At 42.1% G+C, this 23,910-nt stretch carries 20 protein-coding genes; 14 read left to right on the top strand and 6 right to left on the bottom strand.

Annotated features, from left to right (window positions below):
* Positions 1 to 22: 22 nt before the first annotated feature.
* The 5 genes from AC1DUD_RS23475 to AC1DUD_RS23455 are packed head-to-tail and all read left to right on the top strand — an operon-like array spanning position 23 to position 8,645.
* On the top strand, positions 23 to 1,078 hold the full coding sequence (locus AC1DUD_RS23475; protein WP_477378930.1) for a FecR family protein: 1,056 nt from the start codon (positions 23 to 25) through the stop codon (positions 1,076 to 1,078).
* A 40-nt stretch (positions 1,079 to 1,118) separates the two neighbouring features.
* Positions 1,119 to 4,628, top strand: a complete 3,510-nt coding sequence (locus AC1DUD_RS23470) for a SusC/RagA family TonB-linked outer membrane protein (RefSeq protein WP_477378928.1) — start codon at positions 1,119 to 1,121, stop codon at positions 4,626 to 4,628.
* 29 nt (positions 4,629 to 4,657) lie between these two features.
* On the top strand, positions 4,658 to 6,241 hold the full coding sequence (locus AC1DUD_RS23465) for a SusD/RagB family nutrient-binding outer membrane lipoprotein (protein ID WP_477378926.1): 1,584 nt from the start codon (positions 4,658 to 4,660) through the stop codon (positions 6,239 to 6,241).
* A 19-nt stretch (positions 6,242 to 6,260) separates the two neighbouring features.
* Entirely contained in the window at positions 6,261 to 7,277 is a 1,017-nt protein-coding gene (locus tag AC1DUD_RS23460) for a glycosyl hydrolase family 18 protein (RefSeq protein WP_477378924.1), read from the top strand.
* 27 nt (positions 7,278 to 7,304) lie between these two features.
* Complete coding sequence (locus AC1DUD_RS23455; RefSeq protein ID WP_477378922.1) at positions 7,305 to 8,645, top strand: glycoside hydrolase family 18 protein; 1,341 nt, start codon at positions 7,305 to 7,307, stop codon at positions 8,643 to 8,645.
* 113 nt (positions 8,646 to 8,758) lie between these two features.
* On the opposite strand, the gene AC1DUD_RS23450 is transcribed toward AC1DUD_RS23455, so the two are convergent.
* The 5 genes from AC1DUD_RS23450 to AC1DUD_RS23430 are packed head-to-tail and all read right to left on the bottom strand — an operon-like array spanning position 8,759 to position 12,317.
* Entirely contained in the window at positions 8,759 to 9,406 is a 648-nt protein-coding gene (locus AC1DUD_RS23450) for an HD domain-containing protein (RefSeq protein ID WP_477378919.1), read from the bottom strand.
* Positions 9,407 to 9,416: 10 nt separating this feature from the next.
* On the bottom strand, positions 9,417 to 9,617 hold the full coding sequence (locus AC1DUD_RS23445; protein WP_477378917.1) for a hypothetical protein: 201 nt from the start codon (positions 9,615 to 9,617) through the stop codon (positions 9,417 to 9,419).
* Positions 9,618 to 9,622: 5 nt separating this feature from the next.
* Positions 9,623 to 10,891 (bottom strand): quinol:cytochrome C oxidoreductase, encoded by a 1,269-nt coding sequence (locus AC1DUD_RS23440; RefSeq protein ID WP_477378915.1) that lies wholly within the window; start codon positions 10,889 to 10,891, stop codon positions 9,623 to 9,625.
* A gap of 50 nt (positions 10,892 to 10,941) precedes the next feature.
* Positions 10,942 to 11,439: a quinol:electron acceptor oxidoreductase subunit ActD gene (locus AC1DUD_RS23435; RefSeq protein ID WP_477378913.1), complete on the bottom strand. Its 498-nt coding sequence runs from the start codon at positions 11,437 to 11,439 to the stop codon at positions 10,942 to 10,944.
* A gap of 11 nt (positions 11,440 to 11,450) precedes the next feature.
* Positions 11,451 to 12,317, bottom strand: a complete 867-nt coding sequence (locus tag AC1DUD_RS23430; protein WP_477378911.1) for a helix-turn-helix domain-containing protein — start codon at positions 12,315 to 12,317, stop codon at positions 11,451 to 11,453.
* A 911-nt stretch (positions 12,318 to 13,228) separates the two neighbouring features.
* Here AC1DUD_RS23430 and AC1DUD_RS23425 point away from each other — a divergent pair.
* From AC1DUD_RS23425 to AC1DUD_RS23415, 3 genes are all read left to right on the top strand, one after another.
* Positions 13,229 to 13,558, top strand: a complete 330-nt coding sequence (locus AC1DUD_RS23425; RefSeq protein ID WP_477378909.1) for a hypothetical protein — start codon at positions 13,229 to 13,231, stop codon at positions 13,556 to 13,558.
* 231 nt (positions 13,559 to 13,789) lie between these two features.
* The gene (locus AC1DUD_RS23420; RefSeq protein WP_477378907.1) at positions 13,790 to 16,147 is read left to right on the top strand and encodes a TonB-dependent siderophore receptor; all 2,358 of its coding nucleotides are present in this window, start codon (positions 13,790 to 13,792) and stop codon (positions 16,145 to 16,147) included.
* Positions 16,148 to 16,509: 362 nt separating this feature from the next.
* Positions 16,510 to 18,120, top strand: coding sequence for a S41 family peptidase (locus tag AC1DUD_RS23415; protein ID WP_477378905.1), 1,611 nt, complete (start codon positions 16,510 to 16,512; stop codon positions 18,118 to 18,120).
* Positions 18,121 to 18,236: 116 nt separating this feature from the next.
* Here the strand turns inward: AC1DUD_RS23415 and AC1DUD_RS23410 are convergent, their stop codons facing one another.
* The gene (locus AC1DUD_RS23410) at positions 18,237 to 18,974 is read right to left on the bottom strand and encodes a LytR/AlgR family response regulator transcription factor (RefSeq protein WP_477378903.1); all 738 of its coding nucleotides are present in this window, start codon (positions 18,972 to 18,974) and stop codon (positions 18,237 to 18,239) included.
* 410 nt (positions 18,975 to 19,384) lie between these two features.
* On the opposite strand from AC1DUD_RS23410, the gene AC1DUD_RS23405 reads away from it, so the two are divergent.
* The 6 genes from AC1DUD_RS23405 to AC1DUD_RS23380 all read left to right on the top strand — a co-directional run bounded on the left by AC1DUD_RS23405 (position 19,385) and on the right by AC1DUD_RS23380 (position 23,750).
* Positions 19,385 to 21,721: a TonB-dependent receptor domain-containing protein gene (locus AC1DUD_RS23405; protein ID WP_477378900.1), complete on the top strand. Its 2,337-nt coding sequence runs from the start codon at positions 19,385 to 19,387 to the stop codon at positions 21,719 to 21,721.
* Positions 21,722 to 22,103: 382 nt separating this feature from the next.
* A complete protein-coding gene (locus AC1DUD_RS23400) occupies positions 22,104 to 22,337 on the top strand; it encodes a hypothetical protein (RefSeq protein ID WP_477378898.1) in 234 nt (77 codons plus the stop codon).
* 125 nt (positions 22,338 to 22,462) lie between these two features.
* Positions 22,463 to 22,672, top strand: coding sequence for a hypothetical protein (locus AC1DUD_RS23395; protein ID WP_477378896.1), 210 nt, complete (start codon positions 22,463 to 22,465; stop codon positions 22,670 to 22,672).
* A gap of 284 nt (positions 22,673 to 22,956) precedes the next feature.
* The gene (locus AC1DUD_RS23390; protein ID WP_477378894.1) at positions 22,957 to 23,160 is read left to right on the top strand and encodes a hypothetical protein; all 204 of its coding nucleotides are present in this window, start codon (positions 22,957 to 22,959) and stop codon (positions 23,158 to 23,160) included.
* A 57-nt stretch (positions 23,161 to 23,217) separates the two neighbouring features.
* Positions 23,218 to 23,418: a hypothetical protein gene (locus tag AC1DUD_RS23385; protein ID WP_477378892.1), complete on the top strand. Its 201-nt coding sequence runs from the start codon at positions 23,218 to 23,220 to the stop codon at positions 23,416 to 23,418.
* Positions 23,419 to 23,495: 77 nt separating this feature from the next.
* Positions 23,496 to 23,750: a hypothetical protein gene (locus AC1DUD_RS23380; protein ID WP_477378890.1), complete on the top strand. Its 255-nt coding sequence runs from the start codon at positions 23,496 to 23,498 to the stop codon at positions 23,748 to 23,750.
* The last annotated feature ends 160 nt before the right edge of the window (positions 23,751 to 23,910 follow it).

The following is a 23,910-nucleotide window of genomic DNA, read 5'->3' as shown; positions in this document are numbered from 1 at the left end:
AAAGTTTCAATTTATATTACAAATGGACTATTCTTCATACCAAACAGCAGATTTTTTAACCGATGACAGCTTTATAGCATACTGTTATGCTGAAAGCACCGAAGCAATTGAAAAGTGGGAAAATATTGCAGCCCAGGATCCGGGCATCGGCCAAAAAATAGATGATGCACGCAAGTTATGCCTGCTGTTGGGGATTAAAGTTGGTGCTGCTGAAAAGGCTGCAGCACTGGAACGCCTCAAGATAGCTCTCGAAGAAAATGTTGAAGAAGTACAGCCCGAAAGCAGGATCATTGGCTTGCGCAATTATGTTATGCGGTGGATAGCGGTTGCCGCCGCCATACTCATCATGGCCGGCGCATTTGCGGTGTACCAGTTAAATACCAATCCTATCGGTGCAGCTCTTTATAGTGCGGCGAATGATCATAACTATTCACTGATAGGTCAGACAAAAGCTGGTGAGCGAAGGTTTATCCGTTTACCTGATGGAAGTACTGTACTGCTTAACGGCGCAAGCTCCTTAAAAATAGCTACCGATTATAATGCCCATAACCGCCACCTGGTGTTAACGGGAGAAGCTTTCTTTTCGGTTACTAAAAATAAACATAAGCCCTTTGTTGTACTTACCGGCAAAACTGCCACAACCGCGCTCGGTACATCATTTAAAGTTGAAAGTTATGCCAATGCCGGGGTGGCAAGTGTAATGTTAGCAACCGGCAAAGTTAAAGTTGAATGTACCCAGCCCGATCTGGAGGTTGCCGACGTAACCCTTGTTCCGGGCCAGCAAGCCGCGCTTTTTAAAGATGCAAAGGTATTTACCCAAACCAACTTTAATACAAACGATCTGCAAAACTGGATCAACCGCAAGCTGGTGTTCAAAGATGCTAACCTGGCCGGGATAGCTGCAAAAATAAAGGCCATGTACGGGATAGTTATTGTCCCTGTTGATAAAGCGGGCGACAACATATCATTTACAGGTGAGTTTAGCGGTAAAGACATTAATGAAGTGCTGGAGGCTATCGGCTTTACTAACCATTTTACTTATAAACAGGATGGCAATACTATAAAACTGCTGTTCTGAGCTACGTACTGATTTTTAAATTTCTTAAACCCAAAACTATATGCAAAAACCACTACTCCATTCACGATTGCTTTCATGGATGCTGCAGAGGATCATACCTTCAATATTATTGATCGTATCGTTCTCCGGGTACGCGCAGTCATCCACACAAGCCTATTCTTTTAATTGGAAAAATACGCCCGTCCCGGCGGTATTTACCCAGATTGAGAAAGCCGCAGGCGTACATTTTTCATACAATCCAAAAGATCTCGATCTTCAAAAAAAGATCAGTCTTACGGTCAGCAATCAAACCTTGCAGCAGGTGATTGACCAGGTAAGTAAACAACTGCATGCCCGGTACAAAATTGTGGGCGAAACGGTAATGATCCAGTCAGAAAAACCGCCTGCTAAAATAAGCTCACAGGTCGCCGAAGATTTTAGCCTTACCGGTAAAGTTGCTGACGAGCAAAACCTGCCGCTGCCGGGAGTTACCATTGTAAATACTACCAAAGGCAAGTCGGCAGTAACTAACGAAACGGGCAGCTTTGTAATAAATGCCGCTAACGGAGACGTAGTAACCTTTACCATGATGGGTTACGAAACTACTTCAATCATAGCTACCGACAAAGCAAAAACGGTAAATATCACGCTTAAAACAAAAGCTACCGAGTTGAACACCGTAGTGGTAACCGCACTTGGTATCAAAAGGGAAGAACGTTCATTAGGTTACGCCACTGCCGAGGTGGATGGCAACGACCTGAAACATGCCCGCGAGCCAAACGTGATCAACTCGCTTGCCGGTAAAGTGCCGGGGTTGATCATCAACAGTACAGCAGGCGGACCTGCCGGTTCGTCAAGGGTGATCATCAGGGGCAATACCAGTATCACCGGCAATAACCAACCGCTTTACGTGGTCGATGGCGTGCCTATAGATAACTCAAACTATGGCCAGGTAGGCGGCGGTAAATATGCGGGCGGTTTTGATTTTGGTGATGCTATATCAGCCATCAACCCCGACGATATCGATAAAATATCTGTATTAAAAGGCCCTGCGGCTTCAGCACTTTATGGCAGCCGTGCCGGCAACGGTGTAATATTAATCACTACAAAAAAAGGTAATTCAAAAAAGGAGCTGGGTATCGAGGTTAACAGTACCACATCTATTGAAAATCAGCTTACCCACTATAATGATTACCAATATATTTATGGTCAGGGTACTGCCGAGCAAATGGTGGTAGATCCATCGCAGGCAAAAAATACCCTGTTTAACAACTTCGGCCCCCGGCTCGATCCAAATTTACAGGTAATAGGGTTTGATGGTAAGTACCGCCCTTATGCGCTAGTGAAAAATAACATCGATAACTTTTTTCGTACGGGTGCTACAACTACCAATAACGTAGCATTTTCCAATTCAAATGATATTTCCTCCTTTCGTTTGTCGGTAACCGATATGCGCAGCAGGGATATTGTACCGGGAAGTAACCTGCGCCGTAACACCTTTAATTTTAACGGCAGCTCAAAATTTGGCAGTAAGGTTACCTTATCGGCCAAGGTGATGTACCTTAACGAAGATGTGGTTAACCGCCCTGCACTGGCCGATGATCCGGGAAACATCGGCAATGCCTTTGTTGGGTTGGCTAATAACGTTGACCAAGCTTATTTTAAAAATGGTTATAAAGACAGTGACGGCAACTACGTTGATTGGGGCGGTGGCCAATACCGTTTGGATCCGTACTGGGTGATCAACGAAATGCATAACGAAACCCGTAAAAACCGCTTTATAGGTACATTACAGGGCAACTATATTATTACCAGCTGGCTCAACCTGCAAGGCCGCATTTCAACCGACTTTACCTATCTTACTTATAACAAATTCAGCCCACGTACCACACCCGGCGCTTTAGCCGGCGAGCTGGATCAATTTGATCAAAAGTTAGGTACTACCGAGGGGGATGCGTTATTAACTGCCCAAAAACAGGTAAGTAAATCGCTCAATTTGGCTTTGCGACTGGGTGGAAGTTTTTCCAGGATCGATAATCCCGGCACTACTTCAACTTTTATAAACCTTAACGTGCCCGATGTGATCAGCCCAAATAGCTTTTCAGATAAATCGGTGGTTGAAAATCATTACCGCAAACGCAATAACGGCGCATACGCTTTGTTGAGCATCGGTTATAAATCATACCTGTATGTTGATGCAAGCGTGCGTAAAGATGCTTCGTCTACCTTGCCAAAAGATAACAACAGCTATGTATATCCTTCGGTAGCGGCCAGCTTTATTTTTACCGATTTTTTTAAGATCGATCCTTCGATCCTGTCATTCGGTAAGTTAAGGATCTCCGGTGCCGAGGTGGGTAACGATACCGATCCTTATTTGTTAAACTTAAATTACAACCTTTATCCGCAAACATTCAACGGCACATCAGTAGGAGGGATTGCCAGTACTGTATTACCCAACAAAAACCTGAAACCTACACGTACCAAATCATTTGAAATTGGTACGCAATTAAAGTTTTTTGGCGAGAGGTTAGGGCTTGATGTTTCTTATTACAACTCCAAATCACGCGATCAGATCAACCTGGTGCCTGCGCCCTTATCATCAGGCTTTGCGCAGCAACTGGTTAACGCAGGTGTGATTGGCAACAAAGGTGTGGAGATAGCATTAAACGGTTCGCCTTTGGCCACTAAAGATTTTGGATGGGATATCAATGTCAATTTCGCCAAAAATACCAATACTGTAATTTCATTGGCCGATGGCATCCCGTACCTGTCGTTGTCTGATGCCCGCTGGTTAGGTGTATCGGTAGTGGCTAAACCGGGCTCGCCTTACGGCTCTATTTTAGGGTTCGATTACCAGCGCGATCCGCAGGGTAACATTGTGCTCGACCCGCAAACACTGGCACCCAAACAAGCCGAAGAGCGCAGCGTACTGGGCAAAGGCACCTGGAGCTGGACGGGAGGATTGGTTAACAACTTTCACTACAAAAACTTTGGTTTAAGCGCTGTTATCGATATTAAACACGGTGCCGATCTGTTTTCGATGACCAATATGTTCGCCATTATACGGGGCAGCCATATTTCTACATTACCCGGTCGCGCTGAATGGATCAAATCTGAAGAGCAGCGCCAAACCGCGGGCATGACCATTGAACAATGGCGCTTGGCAGGCAAGGTGCAGGGGTATACACCACAGGGTGTGTTGCAAACCGGTACCGATGCCAGCGGAAACCCTATTTACACTAAAAACACAACGGCTGTTGATCCATCAAACTACTGGTCGCAGTTTTATAGCGATGGCAATGGTGTGGCCACGCCTTTTATTTATGATGCCAGTTACATAAAAATGCGCGAGATTACAGTGAGCTACAGGTTTCCGTTATCTGCCATTTCAAAGCTTGGCATTAAAGATTTGACGGTAGCCGTGGTAAGCCGCAACCCTTTTATTATTCATAAAAATGTTCCGAATGTCGACCCCGATTCAAACTACAACAATGGTAACGGACAGGGCCTGGAGTATGGTTCATTGCCTTCAAGAAGGAGCTGGGGATTTAACCTCAACTTCAGGTTTTAACAGGTATGTATAATTTTAGAACAAACAACATGAAAAGAACTTTAAACAAATATAAGTTGGCCGCGCTCCTGATGCCGTTATTGCTATTCTCGTGCAAAAAATTTGGAGACGTCAATACCGACCCCACAAAGTCAGCTAACCTTGACCCTATAAACCAGCTTAATTTTGTTGAGCTGAGGTTTGGCGGCGATGTAACTATTAATGAACGTACAAGCATTATCCTTACCATGCCCATGGCGCAGCAAATAGGCGGCGCTTATTACACCCGCTATGGCAGCGCCTATATCGAAGACAGGCAGTACATGTCTGAGCTTTGGGAGCTCGGTTACCCTAATGATGTTTTAAATATTGTTGATGCCGTACAACGCAGTGCTGCTAAGCCAAACCTGAATGCCATTTGCCGTATTATGAAGGTTTATGTTTTTGCAAGGCTTACCGATTTGTATGGCGATATTCCATATACCCAGGCAGGCAAGGCTTACATTGATGGCACTGTACGCCCAAAGTTTGATACCCAAAAAGATATTTATACCGATTTTTTTAAAGAGCTTAAAGCAGCTGTTGCACAGCTTGGTACCGGTAAAGATGAAGTAAGTACTGAACTGTTTTACCATGGCGAGTTTGCCAAATGGAAAAAGTTTGCCAACTCGCTGCGTTTACGTTTAGCTATGCGTTTGATAAAGGTTGATGAGGCAACTGCAAAAGCCGAGGCAACAGATGCTTTCAATGCGGGTGTATTGACCAGTAACGATGATATCTGCAAGCTTGATTATATCAACATTACCAATGGATATTCGGAGATCAGGGGCAACGGCGTGTCGGTAGGGATCAACCAATATCAGGATGACGGCCGCCCACGGGTTTGTACCACTTTGCTTGATCAAATGAAGGCCACCAATGACCCCCGCTTAAACTACATACCCCGCGCATATTGGGTTAACCCTGATAAACTGACCGACAGGCTTGATGTTACCGCGCAGGTAAAAGCGCAGGTTGGGCTGATTGGCGTTGGGCCGGGTAAATACAACTATGATGATTTTTTAGGGCCTATCAATATTGATTACCCCGGTCGCGGTACATTATCGGTGCCAAATGGCGGGCAAAAAGTGCAGCTGGCCGATTTTATGATACGCAGCGATGCCCCGTATTTTCACATGACCTATGCTGAGGTGGAATTTTTATTAGCCGAAGCCAATACCCGCTGGGGACTAACTTTGGGTGGAACAGCCAAACAACATTTTGAAAACGGTTTGGAGGCAGCCTGTTTGCAATTGAGCTTATATCCAACCGGGCCAACCTTAACTGCTGCCGAGATCCAGAAATTTAAACAGGATAACCAGCTTGCTCCAGGTAAGGAATTGCAGCAGATTGATACCCAGATTTGGATTGCGCAATTGATGAACGGCCCTGAAGCCTATGCTACCTGGCGCCGTACGGGCTTCCCGGTTTTGATACCCGGCGTAACCGCCGAATCAGACGTAACCACCATACCACGCAGGTTTGAATACCCTTTAACCGAGCGTGAACAAAACTCGGCGAATATTGCTGCGGCTATTACAGCGCTTGGCGGTAAGGACACCTGGACAGCACATGTTTGGTGGGATAAACAATAAATTGAGATACACGATAACAATGAAGATATTAAAAAATAGAGCCCTGCTAACTGCTGTCACTTTTGTACTGCTAAATATTATTGGCTGCAAAAAAAGTAATGTTAAGGCCGAAGTTAAACCTGATCCCACAACACCAACAGTAACCACAAGCTTTAGGGTGGTAGGTTACCTGAGGTATGAGGGGAACCTGCTTGATGAGGCAAAGGCTATTGATATGGGCAAAATAACTCACCTCAATGTAGCTTTTATCAACCCTGATGCGGATGGGAATTTTACTGTAGATGCCGGCCTGAAACAAGTAGCTATTTTGGCCCATAACAGCAAGGTGCAGATCCTGGCCTCTATTGCAGGAGGGATCCCGCCGGCATATTTCAGTACATTGATAACCCCGGCCATGCAACCTAAATTTATTGCCGGGCTGTTGAAATTGGTTGATGATAATTTGCTGGATGGTATTGATGTGGATATTGAGCAGGAGCTTATTGATAATAATTACGAATCATTTGTTACTGCCCTCGCGGCCGCCTTAAAAGCAAAAGGTAAACTTACAACTGCGGCAGTCGCTACGGTTTATGCAAGCAGGTATTCGGACAAGGCCTTAAGTAAGCTTGATTTTATCAACATCATGTCGTACGATAAAACCGGGCCCTGGAACCAGGCAAACCCCGGGCAGCATGCACCTTACAGTATGGCGGTTGAAGATTTAGCTTACTGGAATGGCACACGCGGTATCGCTAAAGAAAAACTGAGCCTGGGCGTACCTTTTTATGGCTATGGTTTTGGTACCAATGCACCTGAATCCCTGTCGTTCAAGGAGATCATTACTACTTACCCGGGCACGGTGAACGCAGACCAGGTGACCGTTAGCGGCGGCGGCATTGTTTATTACAACGGGATCCCAACCATAAAATCCAAAACAGAACTGGCGCTGGAAAAGGCCGGCGGTATCATGATCTGGCAATTGCGGCAGGATGCAACGGGGGCAAATTCGTTGTTAGGCACTATTAATACGGTGATTAAATCACACACAAAATGATCGATTACTATTTAAAAGATATTAAACATGAAAAAGATTAAGTACGCACCTATACCGGTACTGATGCTGGTTATACTGATGGCATTTGCCGGGTGTAAAAAAGATGAGGTGAAAGACCAGGAAGCGGCTAACCCTTATTATCCGAGGATTTTTGATAACCTGCGGGTATTTGGATCAAACCAGATCATTGACGAGGGTACAAGCGCCACTTTTGCGGGCGTGTTGTTCACCCCGGCAAATAAAGTAAAAATAAGCTGGCAGGTAAATGGTAAAGAAATGTCGGCCGATCCGGCATTTAAGTTCACCCCAACCGCAGGCGGCGAATACACTATTAAGCTCGTGGCCACCTATAACGGCGATTCCACATCACGCCAAACCAAGGTATTGGTTAATCCATCAACTTACACCTTTAAACCTTATACCAAAGTGGCATTGGCCAATCTTACTGAAGATGGTACCGCTGCCGATGTGGTTTGGAGCAACATCACCCACCTCGAGTACCAGGTAGGTAAAGTAGCGGCGGATGGTACGCTTGATGTATCAAAAGGAAACGTGAACCAGCATGCTAATGAAATTGTGGCCCGTGCGCATATTGCAGGTGTACCCGTACTTATGGGCATTAGCGGCCATTTATCGGGTATTGACGGCTGGGCTATTTACGAAAGCAATGATTTTGGTACTGCTATCCGTAATCCAACAGCAATGAAACTGTTAATTGATTCGGTAAAGGCTTACGTTGCCCGCAAAAAAATGGATGGCGTAGATATTTATATGACGGATATCAACTCGGGTAATGCGCCTGATAACATTCATGCTATCGGTCCGTTTTTAACCGCATTAAAAGCTGCCCTGCCTGCCACTGCCCTGGTTACTGTTACGGCAACGGTAAACTATCAGCATTGGGAATACCCGGACCTTTCAAAAGCCGACTGGGTAAATATTCATGCCTTTGAAGATAACGTTCATATTGGGCCCGATGCTCCTGTAGGACAATCATCAAGTTATGATTTTATGGTATCTGGCGCACAGATCTGGACAAACTTCCACCTACCGGCCAGTAAGCTTGTAATCGGTATCCCGGCATTTGGTCTGCGTTACAACGCACTAAACGCGGCCGGTAATAACGATAGCTGGGGATCATATGATTACATGACCTATAAAGCCATTGTAGCAGCCGACCCTGCGAATGCGGGTAAAGAAAAGGCTGATATTGCCAAAGGGGTTTATTATAACGGTGTCCCGCTGGTAACCCAGAAGGCCAATTATATTAAGACGGGAGGTTTTAAGGGAGCTTATCTTTGGGCTGCCGATTATGACGCGGTTGGCGCTAACTCGCTAATGGCAGTTATTTATAATGCACTGAAATAATTTGAGGGGTTTACCCCGATAAAATTATCCGAAAATGCCCTGCTATTAATCAATAGCAGGGCATTTTCGGTTATATAAAAGTCAACAAAAGGTGTCGGGTTGAAAAGATAAATTTACTCCGACCACGGAGAATGCAAAATCAAATCGCAATAGTCTTTTTTCTGATACCCGGGAATCATACATGCACAAATATCCGAATTGATGCTTCCGTATGCGGTGTGCGGTTTATGTTTAAACCCGTCGAAAAAAATTGTTATCATATTTTTCTTTAAATCATTACGCGGAAACTGTTTGACAATTTCTTCACGAATGCTGTTTGATAACTGATCATAGCCCTTGCCAATAACATCCAACGCGGCTCCATAATTGAGTAAAGCTACTTCGGGTTCTTTATATTCGGCAATACCCGGCGAGGTATGAAGTGCTATTGTGTCCCATACCAATTGCAGTGATTGTGGAGAAACATCATAGCCACGCAGAAAATCGCGGGCCGCATTTGCACCGTCAACTTCAAACCTTTTATCGTCGCTGCGGTAATGGGCGGTTAAGCCCAGGTCATGAAACATAGTACTAACATACAAGAGCTCCGCATCGTACCGGAGGTTGTTTTGCTGACCATTGAGAGCTGCAAAAAGAAAAACCCGCAGTGTATGATTGTACAAAAGCTCACTGCCATGCTCGCGCAGTAATTCTGTGGCCTGTTTGGCCATTGCACTGTCGGGGATTTTTATACCGGCTATAATTTTACCTGTAATATTCATCGTATTAATTTTATTGATTAACGGAAGGCTGTTGTTTGGTATCCCAAAGAAACACCAGTATAAAAATAGAGATGATCGGCAGAAAAAGCGAGATCCAGAACCAGCGCCAAAAACTCAGCCCAATTTGTTTGGCCAGGATGGCCGCAGCAAACTGAAAACAGTTTATGACAGAATAGATTGTCACGACTAATGCAATTTGTAATAGTATCATGATGTTTAATTTTGATGGTAAAGACTTTCCTGTAAAAAAGGATGGTTTTTTGGGGCCAGTGCTTTGAATTTACTGAGCGCATGAAGCACCAAATAGCAGAATAAACCTACGAAGCCGACAAACGTGGCTGCTTCGATTATGCCGATCTCTGTATACCAGTTGGCTTGCGGCCCTGTGGTTCCGGGCATGATCATCTGCCAATAGTCAAGCCAATGGCCCAAAACAAGCAAAATGCAGGTTACTTTCATCACCCTGGCCTTTAGCTTAGCGTCTCGGGACATTATGGCAAAAAAGGGCACGCAGAAATTAATTGTCAGGTTTAGCCAAAACCAAAATTTAAACTCGGGTTCCAGTCTTTTATAAAAGTAAACGGCTTCTTCGGGTAGGTTGGAATAATATATCAGCAAAAACTGCTCAAACCATAAGTAAGTCCAGAATATGGAAAATCCAAATATCAGCACCCCTAATGTTTGTAGGTGGTTTTTTGTTACCCAGGCCAGGTAGCCGGCCTCTTGTAAATAAATAACGATTAGCGTCGTAACAGCGAAACCGCTAACTAAAAATCCCGAAAGATTATACCAGCCAAACAGGGTGGAGAACCAGTGCGCGTCTAATGACATGATGGCATCAAAAACGAACAGGGGAACGGTAAAGCCAAACGCCACTAAAAACAGTGCAGACAGGGTGAAACTTTTTTTGTAGTTAACCATGCCGCCAAGACGGTCTTCGTTGAATGAATACTTTACCAGCAGCCAGCCAGCAACGCAATAAAAACTGAGGAACACTATCAAACGGATATAAAAGAAAGGGAGGTTCAAATAGCGGGATTTGCCTGCGATAATGGCGTCATAGTTTACATGCCCCGGTATGGTAACTCCTTTTGCTGCCCAAAGTTTATACAGATAGGGTAAAACGGTAGTAATGCCGGCTTCATTTTTACCTTGATGGGTGGTAAATATGCCGGCACTAATGATTGCCAGAAATACCAGGGCAGATATCGGTAATGTTTTGGCAAATACCTGCGGAATCCGAAGTATGGAAACCGACCAGCCTGATTGTGCGATATATTCGATAGCGCAAAAGCAAACACCAAACATACAAATGCTAACCAGGTAATAACCCATTAGTAGTAAATTGGCAAAGGTCCGTTCTGCACTGCCGGATAAAAAGCCATAGGTAATACCTATTATCCCAAGTACTATCATGGCTAAACTCCATGCTTTTGCTTTGCCGGTAAAAATAAATGGCTGATCGAAATTATTGTTTATGATCATTTTAAATGATGATGTTGGTTAATTTGGGTGGATTTCTGTTTTTATTATTTTTAGGCTATTACAATGTCTTTGATCAGCGGGCTCATTTCAACAGCATTTGCGTATTGAAAAAGATGTTTTATTTCCTCGTGATCCATAAAGCTATGCGCGTCAACTACAATTAAAAAAGACCTGCGGTCAGCACGTGGGAGGCTTAATAACTTGGGGGCTTGCGAAGGGAATAAATAGGTTGCAAAAAAGAATGTTGATGCCATTACCATGATGCTGATGATGAATGGAATAATTGATTTTAATCCAGCGAGTGGTAATCCATGTTCGGCCAGGTAACAGATCAGGGTTGCCAGTCCTGTTCCTCCCAGGAATCCGAATTTAATGGCTGCATTGCCCCGGCGCAGTTGCTTGATTTGTAGTTTTTCTTCAATTCCTTTTACCGGTTTTGATAAGTGTACTTCAAGAATCGGAACATGGTAATGCTGCAGGACTTCAATCCCGTGTATCAGATCATCAGTGCTGTAAAAGTGATTTAAAATTAATTTCGTTCTGTTCATCTTGTGTAGGATTAATTCTGGTGGTGATTTCGAAAGACATTCGGAGTCATTCCGGTTTGCTTTTTGAAAAGTTTACAGAAGTAGGAACTGTCTTCAAAATTGAGCTTGTACGCAACCTCTGTAACAGTCCAGTTTAAATTGATGAGCAACCGTTTCGCTTCCAGTATAATCCGGTTTCTGATCATATCCCCCGCAGATACGCCAACCAGCTCATTGCATAGCCTATTTAAGTGATTGGGTGTTACATGTAATATTTCTGCGTATTGTTTGGGAAGGCGCAAATGGAGATAATTTTCGTCAATCAGTTTTTCGAAATTTTGACGCAGGGCGTTTTTGCCCGATTCAATAGTAGATTGGCTGCCCCGGCTATCCATATTGCTTATTACCATAAACAAGTGGAGTAGCAATACCCTAATTGTGTCGTCCTTAAATTTGTTGTCTTTTTCGGTTTCTGTAATTGCCTTTTCAATCAATTCAACTACTGTCCACCTCAACTCTTCAGGTATTTCAATAATGCAGTCCTGAACGTTTCCATTAAAAAAGAAAAATTGGTCCAGGTAATCTGTTTTCAGCAGAAATGACTGGAAAAATTGGGCTGGAAAATTAATGATATATCCATCTATCTCTCCCTCAAAATGCCAGTTGTGTATTTGTCCCGGTGTCATGAAATAAAACTGGTACGGTTTGATGGAACACGTTTGATAGTCTATAGAAAATTTTCCGCTGCCCTCGGTAAACAAAACCATATGATAAAAGTCATGACGACGGGGGAAAGTGGTTTTCTTAAACTTTTTCACAAACACAGCAAACCTGCTGACGATCACTTTCTTGTGCTCATTAAAATGGCAAATGTCAAATAGGGGAAATTCACTTTTCATCTCTTCTTATACTCAGCAACTTTCAAGGGAACGATAATGAGCGTCGATTTGCCCATCTTGTTTTTGTCTTTGTTGTTGCTTAATAATGCATTCAAAATTAGAGGCTTAAAGTGAGGTAGTACGGTAGTAATCGGCTTATTTACGGTACTTTTTACTCATCATTTGTTGATGCTGTGGGAGCTATCGTATATACAGATGTTGCTGATATGCGCCGTAGGTGCTACCTTCATAGGTGTTCGGAAGAATTCCAGGCTTCATGGGGCATCAGTAAAAGCATGATCACAACCTGCAAAATTTGCGAATTTCGGCATATGTTTATTGACTGCCGAGCGTTTGTCGCAGGATTGCTAAATAAGCCCCCTTCCCGGCGTCGCACCGTGTTTTCCGACACGGACAGGTGGGCGGCACATTGCTTCCGATTGAACCCTTTGCAACGCCTGATGTGTCGCAGCTTTCCCGCGAAGGTATCCGTTTCGTGGTCATGGGGATAACAGCCGAGAAAGTCGATAATGCGGGGGAGTGATGGACTTGCGGAGCACTTCTGTCGTTCTCCCAATTGGTCACACAATCTTCCGGGACCGCCAACAGGGTTGCCACTTCCTTTTGCAAAAGCCCGCGTTTAATCCGTTTCTTTCGGATATGTTCGCCGACGGTCTGCGGATTGTCGCTATAGGCTTTTGTTTTCGGTTTGATCCCTATCTTGCAGTATGGGAGAAATGTGTACGGACGAATGCTCTTGTAGTTATTATAATCATCCCGAGAAAATGTTTAGGTCCTCCAAGCACTGTGTCTTTCAAATAAAAACATATTGCCAATTTCAGATTATTTGCTTCTTAACCTTAAATATTCAACATAAACTTTAATTTAATATTAGGGTGGATAAATGTAACAAGCCATTGCGCGGATATATCGTGAAGAAAAAGAATATCCACTATTACAAGTGTTGTACTATCGGCTACGGTACCAACTGCAATGCCCAAGTACTGAATAATCGCTTTGCGGAAGCATTAGAGATGTTCCAACTCGATCACGTTCCCGAAGCGCTGCACCTAATCAAGCAACAAACTGTAGCCACGTTCAATCAATACATGCAGGGCCGCCAAGACGAACACATGATGCTTGTACAGAAACAGCACGAACTGCACAAGAAAGTAGAACGGTTGGAAGAGCGGTTTATTGAAGAAGAGCTAACCGCAGGCACAAATACACAGCAAAGTACAATGATGAATTACACGATATAGAAACAGCGATAGCAAAAGCTTCCCAAGTTCCTGAGGGGGCAAGCACACACCGCCAAATGTTTCTATTTTTATTTAGATTAATTATAAATAATAATGTATTTTAGTCGAAAAATTTAAACATGCACTATCCATCGCCTTAGATCAAACAAAAAAACCGGTATTCCGTCGCCAAACTTCTTACCGGTCCGATGTCAACAAATCCTTCAACCCATTAACATTTGAAACAAATTTATGAATTCCCTGCTATGGAGTAAAAACTTTTACTTTACACTTCTTTCACTTATCATTTCAGTTACCACGATTGCCCAAACAAGCAGTATCAAAGGCATTGTAAAAACATCTGACGGACAGCCCGCCACAGCTATTACTGTTAGTCTTGCCGGAACTTCAAAAGGCACAATGACTGATGAAAAAGGTCATTATCAATTAACTAAAATCAAATCGGGTACTTATGTTCTTAAAGTAAGTGCCATTGGGCTTGCCGGTCAGGAGCAAACGGTTAAATTGGATGCCGGTCAAACCCTAACGGTCAATTTTACCTTAAACCAAGATGCCAGGCAGCTGGCCGATGTGATTATCAGTTCCAACCGTCGCCTTAAATTCGGCGATAAACAATCAGAGTCAGTGGCCAGAATGCCCTTGGCTAATCTCGAAAATTCACAGGTGTACTCAGTTATTTCCAACGCTTTATTGCGCGAACAAAATATTGTTGATTATAGAACCGCCTTACGAAATGCGCCTGGTACATCAACTATTGCCCAGGCAGGTAACGGCCGTGCTTATACTTTTATGCGTGGTTTTATTACCGGGAACTGGGTACGAAATGGCGTGGCTGCTTATCAATTTTCAGCAGTCGATCCGGCCAACATTGACCGCATTGAAGTGATCAAGGGGCCTTCGGGTACATTATTTAGTAGTTCGGTAATCTCTTATGGTGGTTTAATCAACCGTGTAACGAAGAAGCCTGCTGATACAGCGTTTACCGAACTGGCCTATACAGGCGGAAGCTTTGGCCTGAACCGGGTAACCGCTGATTTAAATACGCCTTTGAATAACAGTAAAAGCGTTTTGTTCCGCGTCAATGCAGCTTACGACCACAACGGTAGCTTTCAGGATGCTGGTTTTGAACGAAACGTTTTTGTATCACCTACGCTTACCTATAAAGTCAATGGTAAACTTAGCTTTAATATTGAAGCGGAACTATACAGGCGTCACACGAGCACGGTCAATAATTTTAATATCTCCGATCCAAGTTACTGGGCAGGCAAAAGTTTAAAGGATATCCCTGTAGATTATAACCGCAGTTACCAGGGGGATGATATTGACAGTAAGCTGACAAACTATAATATTTTTCTGCAGGCCAACTATCAGATCAGTAAGCAATGGAGATCGCAAACCTTATTTACGTTGAACGGTGTTTACGCACCGAGACAGACGTTTGTAGATAAATACATCATAGATGAGACACAGATGGCCCGACAGGTGTTCCTACTATCTGATAAATATCACCAGACAGAGATACAGCAGAATTTTAACGGCGATGTTCAAATAGCCGGCATGCGTCACCGCCTATTGCTTGGGTTTGATTACATTGCATACCGGCAGGATCCTTATTATTATAAATTTACAGATTACGATGTGATCAACTATCGTGAACCTGGCAAATTTTTTGTAAGCCGTAATGATTTTAATAAGGCAATTGATACACTTTCAAGCTCTCCGGCAGATCAGAATAATTACAATACGGCTGCTTATATTGCCGATGTAGTTAATATTACTGACAGGCTAAATGTGATGGCATCATTACGGATAGACCATTATAAAGATAACGGCTTTCACGATATTGCTACCGGTACCTATGATGGCGCCTTCAGCCAAACCAAGGCTTCGCCAAAGTTTGGTGTGGTATACCAGCTGATTAAAGGCCAGTTATCGGCTTTTGCCAACTATCAGAACGGATTCAGCTATACCAATATGAAAGACCAGAGCGGTAAAGTATTTAAACCGGAACAGGCTTTTCAGGGGGAAGCTGGTTTTAAGCTGGAAACAGTGAGCAATAAACTATCGGCTACTTTAAGTTATTACAATATATCCGTAAAGGACAAAATAAGGGCAAATCCCATAAACAAAAACCTGTACGTACAGGATGCCAGGCAAGCCAGCAGGGGGGTAGAAGCAGAGCTAATAGCTAATCCGGTTAGCGGCCTAAACCTGCTGTTTGGTTACGCTTATAATTTTAGTAAATACACTAAAGCAGACAGTGCTGTGGCCGGAAAAAGGCCATATGGAACGCCCAAAAATCTGATAAACGGATGGGCTAGTTATGCCTTTCGCCATGGGAAGTTAAAAGGATTTGGACTGGGTTTTGGTGGCAACTATTCCAGTAGTTCTTTTTATGATGACGAAAATTACGTGACCATTCCATCTTATCTGTTATTAAGTTCTACCGCATTTTATGACCGCGGTAAATACCGCATTGGCTTTAAAGTTGATAACCTGACTAATGAACATTACTGGGGGCCGTTCTTTCAACCTCAGCCCACGCTTTCGTTTTCGATTAACCTCACTTACCGTTTTTCGGCGCACTAATGATCAAAAAAATTGCTGCATGGTTACACCTATGGCTCGGGCTTGTGTCCGGGCTGGTGGTTTTTATCAGCCTGTTTGCTGCTGCCGTTCCATAATTTTTTACAGCTGTTTTTGGAATCTAGATTAACCTGAACAGCATTCCAAAAACAGCTTTCCCGTCGCGATCAATTTAAGAACTAACGTTTTCCTCCTGGTAACCTATTATGTACATTTAGGTTTTAGGGATAAACTTTACATTGTTAAATATTGTTAAACCGGAGTACCAGCTTTGGAAACGTAACATTTGCGCACTATTTTTAATATTGCGTTAAAGCAAATGATTCTTTAAAAGGTAAAACACAGTTAAACCCTTATCCGAAATCATGAAATTGATACAAATTTTTATTACAACTAGCTTTTTGGCTGCATCTTCCATATTATGTTTCGCACAAAATTCCGACGGAGGCAAAGAATTGAAGAATAAATTGCAAAGCGGTAAAGCGGAAGTATCAAACTACAATACCGCATGTTATTTTGCTTTAGAAGGCGACAATACTTTGGCAATTGCATACCTGAAAAAAGCTGTCTATAACGATAACTTTTCAAAAGCCGATGTGTTGGAAAATGACAGCGATTTAAAGTTGCTTCATCATGAATCGTCTTGGGGCAAGCTCATAGAAACTGCCCGGGAAAATGCGGTCAGAGAAAAGAAGTTTAGCCAATCACCTTCAACTAAACCTGTTTTCTTCGAATCAAAAGCAATACTGACCCCGTACCGGAAAAATATTTCAGAAAACGAAAAAATAGCGGGCCTGTCCAAGTTATGGTCGGAAGTGAAGTACAATTTTGCAAATTTTGATTTGATTCCCCGACTAAATTTTGACTCGCTTTATCTGGCTTATATCCCTAAGGTAAGGCAAACCAGTTCCACAGCGGCCTATTATAAAATGCTCATAGAATTCTGTGCTCAATTGAAAGATGGCCATACAAACGTCTATGTTCCGGAGGACCTCTATAACGAGTTTTATGCAAGGCCTTTATTGAGAACCAGGCTGATAGAAAATAAGGTAATAATAGTAGGCGTGTATGATAATGCCCTTGAAAAAAAAGGCATTAAAGTTGGCCAGGAAGTAATGACAATAAATGGACTGCCAGTTAAAGAATACGCCGACCGGCACGTAAAACCATTTCAAAGTTCATCTACTTCGCAAGATCTTGAAACCAGGATGTATGAATATTCCCTGCTGTCCGGACCGTTAACTCAAGCCATACAATTGGAATTGCGGGATTCAAATAGGGGGCTGCATCAATATACAGTCAGTCGCGTTAAACCTGAAGAAGGTAATGAACGATTTGGTGCCTCTCCATTTCAATATAAAGTACTGGATGGAAATATCGCCTATGTTAAGATGGATAGTTTTGCTACCGATTCGGCTGTGAAAGCATTCAGTCGTTATTTTAAAGAGATATCCAAGTCAGCTGCTATTATTTTCGATGTGCGCAATAATGGAGGTGGAAGCACCCCATGGCAATTACTTAGTTATTTGACAGAGAAAGACCAGCAAGTTCAATCCTGGTATGCCCGCGATTATCAACCGTATGAACGTGCCGCTAATCATCTGCAAAGATTTCGGGGAGGAATCAGTTCGATTAACAGTATTGGCACATCCTATTACAATAAACCGGTAGCAGTATTGACAAGTTCAAGAACATTTTCCGCTGCCGAAGATTTCGCAGCCGCCTTTAGATCCCTTAATCGGGGGGTGATTATAGGAACACTTACCGGAGGAAGCACTGGACAGCCGCTGATGATAGGTTTACCGGGAAATGGTTCGGCCCGCATTTGCACTATCAGGGATATGTTTGCTAATGGTGATGACTTTGTAGGAAAAGGGATTGAGCCAGATATAGCAGTTATTCCTACCATTTCAGATGTAAAAAATGGTATTGACAGAGAATTAGAAACCGCTATAAAATATCTGAACCACAAATAAACGCAATAATCTTGATAAGTTTACCTTATGGAACAGCGTCACGCCGGCTTATTCCAACTATTTTGCGCATTTGCCATTTCTGAAATCCAACTGTTCCGTAGAGCGAATGGACAGCATTAGCTCCTGCTGCTCTTAATAAGTCTTCTGTTTATTACGGCATGAAGCTCCTTTTTATAAGTCGAGCCGACAGTTAAAATCGTATTATCCTCAAGGTACAGGGTATTACCCGACAAATAGCTGATACGGGCAATATCAACGATAAAAGATTTATGAATTCTAATAAAATTTTCAGGCAAATGCTTTAATATTTCAGACATGGTCAGGTAGGTAAGCTGTTTAGTTTTTTTTGACATGTTGTCGAGATATATGATAACGTAGTTAAGTGCTGCTTCAACGTAAGTGATGTGCCCGATATTGATCTTTATCAATTTCCCTTTATTTTCACTTTGTATAAAAAAATAAGTGGCCGCGTCACCATCGATTTGAGCCGGCGCTTCTATCAGCTTTCGGACTTTATTGACGGATTGCAGGAATTTTTCGTAGGAAATAGGCTTCAGCAGGTAGTCATAGACATCAGCTTCAAAAGCCTCCCGGCCGTACTCAGTAAAAGCAGTTGTAATAATAACATGCGTATTATTCCGTACTAGTTTAGCCATTTCAATGCCCGATAGCTTGGGCATATTTACATCCAGAAAAGCGATATCTATCCGGTCGCGGCTCTTTACAATATAATCGTATGCTTCCAACGCACTATTACTGCTTCCCACCAGGTTTAGTCCTGGGCTTTCAGCAACAAAATGACTCAGCAGGCTGACCGCTGCAGGTTCATCGTCCGCGATGTAGCAATTTAGCATAGGTTAAATATTTTAATATAAAAATGGGTGTATTTTTTAACTTTTTTTTCAAAAATCCAATAAAAAACAGATCAAAAAACTGTGTTAATCTATCAAATACGCTTATTGATGTAATTTATTTTAAATCAGAATTAAATATATCCACTTTTAAAGAAGTTCTTATTGCGAAGATGATTCTAAGTAATATCAGCCCTGCGGCTTAACATTTTAGAATGAAAAAACCGATAAACGGGGCATTGGGGAAGACGCTAATGTCCAACTTATAACTGTCTCGCTGTAAGTAAACAACAAATAGATAATTATCGCAGGGACTTAAAATTTCCTTACGCTTTTTTAAACCTTACACATCTAAAACCTACATGTCCAAACCGATGGAATTCCACGCAAAAATAAAGTGTATTCTTATCTGTATGCTTTCCTTTTTTTGCGAGGCTGTACATGCACAATTAAGTATCAGCGGACACGTATATAATCCGGAGCACGAAAGCTTAAGTTATAGTTCTGTTACCTTAACAGACAAAAACGGCTCAATTCATTCTGTCTCCGCAAATAATGACGGGCTATATTCATTCAAAGGCATCAGCAAGGGAACCTATCAGCTAACCATAGGCTATCTCCGGGAAAAATATACCACCAATGATTTTTTTCTTAAACAAGATACCATCATTAACGTCACTTTCATATCTCCGTCAACCAAGCAATTATCAGAAGTACAAGTAAGAGAGCGGCGGCCTGTACTTGAAAGAAAGGTTGACCGGTTGGTCTTTAACATAACTGAATCACCCGCGATGCAAGGTTTGGACCTGCTGGATGCTTTGGAAAATACGCCGATGGTGAAAGTCAACGATGGCGGAATATCGCTTGTTGGCAAGGGGGATGTAGCGGTTATGGTCAATGACCGATTGTTAAATCTCTCCGGCTCCGCGCTTACCGCATACCTCAGAACGCTGCGTTCGGATAACATTGCTAAAATAGAAATCATTACTAATCCTCCATCGAAATATGACGCTCAGGGAAATTCCGGATTAATTAATATCGTCCTGAAAAAGAATGCTAAAACAGGGTTTAACGGCAGTCTGAAGGGTTCCTACATGCAGCGCACCTATGGCACGACGAATTTCGACGGCGTTTTAAACTATGGATCTGATAAGCTGTCAGTTTCAGCCAGCATTGAACATTATCATGCCAATATACACGCTCAGGAAAACGAGGGTATATATGGTACACCAACGTCAATCTTAAAAAGCAATACCCGAAAGGACTTCAATGATGGCAATGATTTTAATCTAAGTGCCGATTATCGCTTAAACAGCAAATCAAGTTTCGGTTTCATGTATGACCTGTTGGCCGGAAACGCCAATATGAATATTTCTTCAAGATCCAATTTTCTGACAAACGCAGTTTCAGATTCGTTGCTGGCGACACAGGCAGAACACAGGAATAAATTAAGGTACAAAACCGCAAATGTTTATTACGATTTAAAGCTGGACAGCAACGGTAAAAAGCTGAGTATTACCGGAAATTATTTGGGTAACTCATCTGATCATCCGGTAAACTTCATGACAGAGAACCTAACAAACAACAATGGTTATACCGTATTGAACACCAGTAAGGTCGATTATAAGATTCTCTCCGGCCAGGCTGACCTGGAACTTCCTTCAAAAAAAGGTCCGACATTTGAAACCGGTGTCAAATACTCCCATATAAGCAACAATGCGGATGTAGGCTATTTTAATTTGATAGATGATAACTATAATATTGTTCCGGACAGAAGTAATATTTTTCATTATAAAGAACAAAACTACGCCGGGTACATCAGTGGATTTAAGGAGTTTAATAAAATCTGGTCGGTCAAAGCGGGTTTACGTTATGAATTTACAAACGTGGACGGGAACACTCCGACGTCAAATGAGCACATAGGTTTTAACTATGGCAAGCTGTTTCCCTCGCTATTTATCAACTTCACCCCTGGTAAATCCAACCAATTTTCAGCGAGTTATTCCAGACGAATAAATCGTCCCGGCTTCAACCAGTTAAATCCCTTCAGGTGGTACAGTGACCCCTATACCTATCTAGTAGGTAACCCCCAGTTGTTACCATCGTTTAGTAACAACTATGAAATTTCCTATGTATACAAGAGCAATTTATCGATCACCGCATATCATCAACAGACAAGTCACGGGAGCGGACAGGTACTGCAAACAGAAGGGACAACCTCAATAAGCACATTTCTGAATTACCTCACCAGTTATTCAACCGGGCTCAATATTTATTATACCTACAACGATATTAAATGGTGGCAAAGCATTGTTTTTGCAGATGTAAACTACGCGAAATCAATAAGCACCCTACCCCAGTTCGTCGGACAAAAAGGCTCCTCCTTTTCCTATCAGGTCAACAATAGTTTTTTCCTGAATGAAAAGAAGACATATTCATTGATTCTAAATTATCAGCAAAGCCTTCCAAGTTGGGTAGGCAATGTCAGGTGGTCGAGCCGCGCAAATCTTACAGCCGGCATAAACACATCCTTCTTAAACAAGGACTTACAGGTGTCACTGATTGGAAGAGACTTATTCCGTCAAAGTATCAACAAAGGAAAGGTTTTTCTAAGCGACAGTTTTCAGGACTTCAACAGCTATTATGATGCAAGAAGGGCTACGCTGAGTGTAACCTATCGCTTTGGAAACAAAAAAGTTAAAGTAGTAAATAAGGACACCCGTTTCGATGAGAAAAGCAGGGCCAATTAACACGCGGAACCGGAAGTTTATAAGGCAATATGCATTTACAGGTAACAGGTAAATATTGTTAAAATTTTAAAATTGATTTTATGAAAAAGAGCATTAAAATTTTAGTCAAAAAACTATCATCAGACCCGGATGGAAAACTTTCGGGTGGATTTTCATCGATCAAAGGGGGCTTCAAATCTTTCGTGGCATCGGCGGCGAGTACCAACGATGGTTGTACAAACGAATTGAAATGCAGTGTGGCCACTAACGTAGGAAAGGGTTGTACGAATAATCATATCTGCAATCCCTGACGATTATTCGCCTTGACATGAAAGCGGGATGTCATGTCAGACTAGAGTTCGATCATTATCACTTGCTTTCTTCAGTGCTTCTTAAAGAATTAATGTCATACCAAGTATATACCGATAACATGTTTTTTATGGAAAAAGGAATCAAAATTTTAGTAGAAAAACTATTACAGGATCAGGATGGAAAACTTTCCGGAGGTTTTGCAACAGTTAAAGGAGGCTTCAGGGAATTGACAACAACGGTTAACAGCCTGTCCTGCACCAATTCATCATCGTCCTGCAGTACTAATCCCCCGCAATGCATGAATACAGTGGCCTGCGCAGGTTAACCGCTAATGGTTACCGGCCCTATCATCAAATCGTGGCGTAAATATCATTTTCTGAGGGAGATTACTCAGGTTCAGGATAAGGGGCTTAAAACAGTTTTAATAATTACAATCAAAAATATATTACCATGAAAAAAGACATCAAAATTCTGGTTAGAAAACTTTCACAAGACCAGAAAGGCAAACTTTCAGGAGGCTTTGCCGCGATCAAAGGCGGGTTCCAATCATTTTCACGTTCCTTGACACTAACTAACGATGGCTGCACAAATTCAGGGAACTGTAACACAGATACCAATATTGGGGCGATTTGCGCAGGAAACAGGGTCTGCGCATCCTGAGAATAATTTGCACAGTGATCCCGCAACGATGAGCGTTATGAGTGCCGGGATGTCTGTAACTATGTAATAAGGGTTGAGGAATAATCTCATAACGTGTTGATAAAACAGCGACCTGTTTTAAACCCGGTGATGTTAGCGGCAAGCTATTGAATTTGATTTGAATAACAAAGCCGCTAATGTCATTTTTCCAGTGAATTTAATCATTTCTTTTTACGAGTGCGCATGAATAAGAAGTTATGTTAAATTAAAAATAGTTTAATTATTAATCATTAAAAATTTCTTTTATGAAAAAAAGCATTAAAATTCTAGTTGAAAAGCTGGAACAAGATCAGCATGGAAAACTATCAGGAGGCTTTTCTGCAATTAAAGGAGGGTTCAAATCTTTTGCGAACTCTGCGGTGAGTACCAACGATGGCTGTACGAATGAAATTCGTTGCTCGGCTACTACCAACACAGGCTCTGGCTGTACAAACAGTTTTAGCTGCTAATTAAAAAAGGTCCTTTGGTAACAAGGATCCTACATCAACCAAAAAAAGAAAATAATCATGAAAAAAAGCATCAAAATTTTAGTTAACAAATTGGAACAGGATCAGCAGGGAAATCTTAAAGGTGGATTTTCAGCGATCAAAGGCGGATTTAAAACCTTTCAGACTTCTGTACTTTCAACCAATGAAAATTGTACAAACGCTGTAGGTTGTGTTGATACAACTAACAAAAGCCCTTGCGTTAACCAAAAATCCTGCTAATTAACAAACAGAGTACACGCCATTAAAAAATGGTGTGTGCTCTGTTCCTAAACATATCACGCTTATAAAAAAAGAATATGAAAAGTAGTAAATACAATGTCTTTTTTGACCATGATGATCAAAAAATCGGATTCAACAGTTTTACCAAGGAATATATCGCATTGGACCCCATGGTCTATTTAATGTATGAATCTGCTTTTAAGGCCAATAATTTCTCGGAAATGGAAGATTTCTATAAAGAATTGTACGATTTTTTAATAGAAAAGGGATTGCTGGATATACCAATGATATTGACCCCTCTTCGCCAATCTAAAGTGACCCCTCTGAGTTAGGGTTTGAAAGAGAGTAAAGTTGTTGTACAGATAGGCTCTTTGGAGCGGATGTTTTTGTCCGGTTTAACAACTATTATTTTTACAAAAATACATTTTCTGATTTAGAGTTTCTTCTCCTTAGTGATTCGCCATATAATTCGACCCTTAAAGAGTGGTGAAC

This window comes from Mucilaginibacter sp. P4_A11 (assembly GCF_056402535.1).
The sequence above is the reverse complement of the archived record's forward strand: the minus strand, read 5'-3'. Positions and strand labels throughout refer to the sequence as shown.

Bases quoted from the DNA above. Each gene is read 5' to 3' on its own strand.
- AC1DUD_RS23395 (WP_477378896.1), top strand. From the start codon at position 22,463: ATGAAAAAAGACATCAAAATTCTGGTTAGAAAACTTTCACAAGACCAG.
- AC1DUD_RS23380 (WP_477378890.1), top strand. From the start codon at position 23,496: ATGAAAAGTAGTAAATACAATGTCTTTTTTGACCATGATGATCAAAAA.
- AC1DUD_RS23475 (WP_477378930.1), top strand. From the start codon at position 23: ATGGACTATTCTTCATACCAAACAGCAGATTTTTTAACCGATGACAGC.
- AC1DUD_RS23470 (WP_477378928.1), top strand. From the start codon at position 1,119: ATGCAAAAACCACTACTCCATTCACGATTGCTTTCATGGATGCTGCAG.
- AC1DUD_RS23450 (WP_477378919.1), bottom strand. From the start codon at position 9,406: ATGAATATTACAGGTAAAATTATAGCCGGTATAAAAATCCCCGACAGT.
- AC1DUD_RS23435 (WP_477378913.1), bottom strand. From the start codon at position 11,439: ATGAACAGAACGAAATTAATTTTAAATCACTTTTACAGCACTGATGAT.
- AC1DUD_RS23465 (WP_477378926.1), top strand. From the start codon at position 4,658: ATGAAAAGAACTTTAAACAAATATAAGTTGGCCGCGCTCCTGATGCCG.
- AC1DUD_RS23460 (WP_477378924.1), top strand. From the start codon at position 6,261: ATGAAGATATTAAAAAATAGAGCCCTGCTAACTGCTGTCACTTTTGTA.
- AC1DUD_RS23420 (WP_477378907.1), top strand. From the start codon at position 13,790: ATGAATTCCCTGCTATGGAGTAAAAACTTTTACTTTACACTTCTTTCA.
- AC1DUD_RS23400 (WP_477378898.1), top strand. From the start codon at position 22,104: ATGTCATACCAAGTATATACCGATAACATGTTTTTTATGGAAAAAGGA.
- AC1DUD_RS23440 (WP_477378915.1), bottom strand. From the start codon at position 10,891: ATGATCATAAACAATAATTTCGATCAGCCATTTATTTTTACCGGCAAA.
- AC1DUD_RS23455 (WP_477378922.1), top strand. From the start codon at position 7,305: ATGAAAAAGATTAAGTACGCACCTATACCGGTACTGATGCTGGTTATA.
- AC1DUD_RS23430 (WP_477378911.1), bottom strand. From the start codon at position 12,317: ATGAAAAGTGAATTTCCCCTATTTGACATTTGCCATTTTAATGAGCAC.
- AC1DUD_RS23385 (WP_477378892.1), top strand. From the start codon at position 23,218: ATGAAAAAAAGCATCAAAATTTTAGTTAACAAATTGGAACAGGATCAG.
- AC1DUD_RS23390 (WP_477378894.1), top strand. From the start codon at position 22,957: ATGAAAAAAAGCATTAAAATTCTAGTTGAAAAGCTGGAACAAGATCAG.
- AC1DUD_RS23405 (WP_477378900.1), top strand. From the start codon at position 19,385: ATGCTTTCCTTTTTTTGCGAGGCTGTACATGCACAATTAAGTATCAGC.
- AC1DUD_RS23410 (WP_477378903.1), bottom strand. From the start codon at position 18,974: ATGCTAAATTGCTACATCGCGGACGATGAACCTGCAGCGGTCAGCCTG.
- AC1DUD_RS23445 (WP_477378917.1), bottom strand. From the start codon at position 9,617: ATGATACTATTACAAATTGCATTAGTCGTGACAATCTATTCTGTCATA.
- AC1DUD_RS23415 (WP_477378905.1), top strand. From the start codon at position 16,510: ATGAAATTGATACAAATTTTTATTACAACTAGCTTTTTGGCTGCATCT.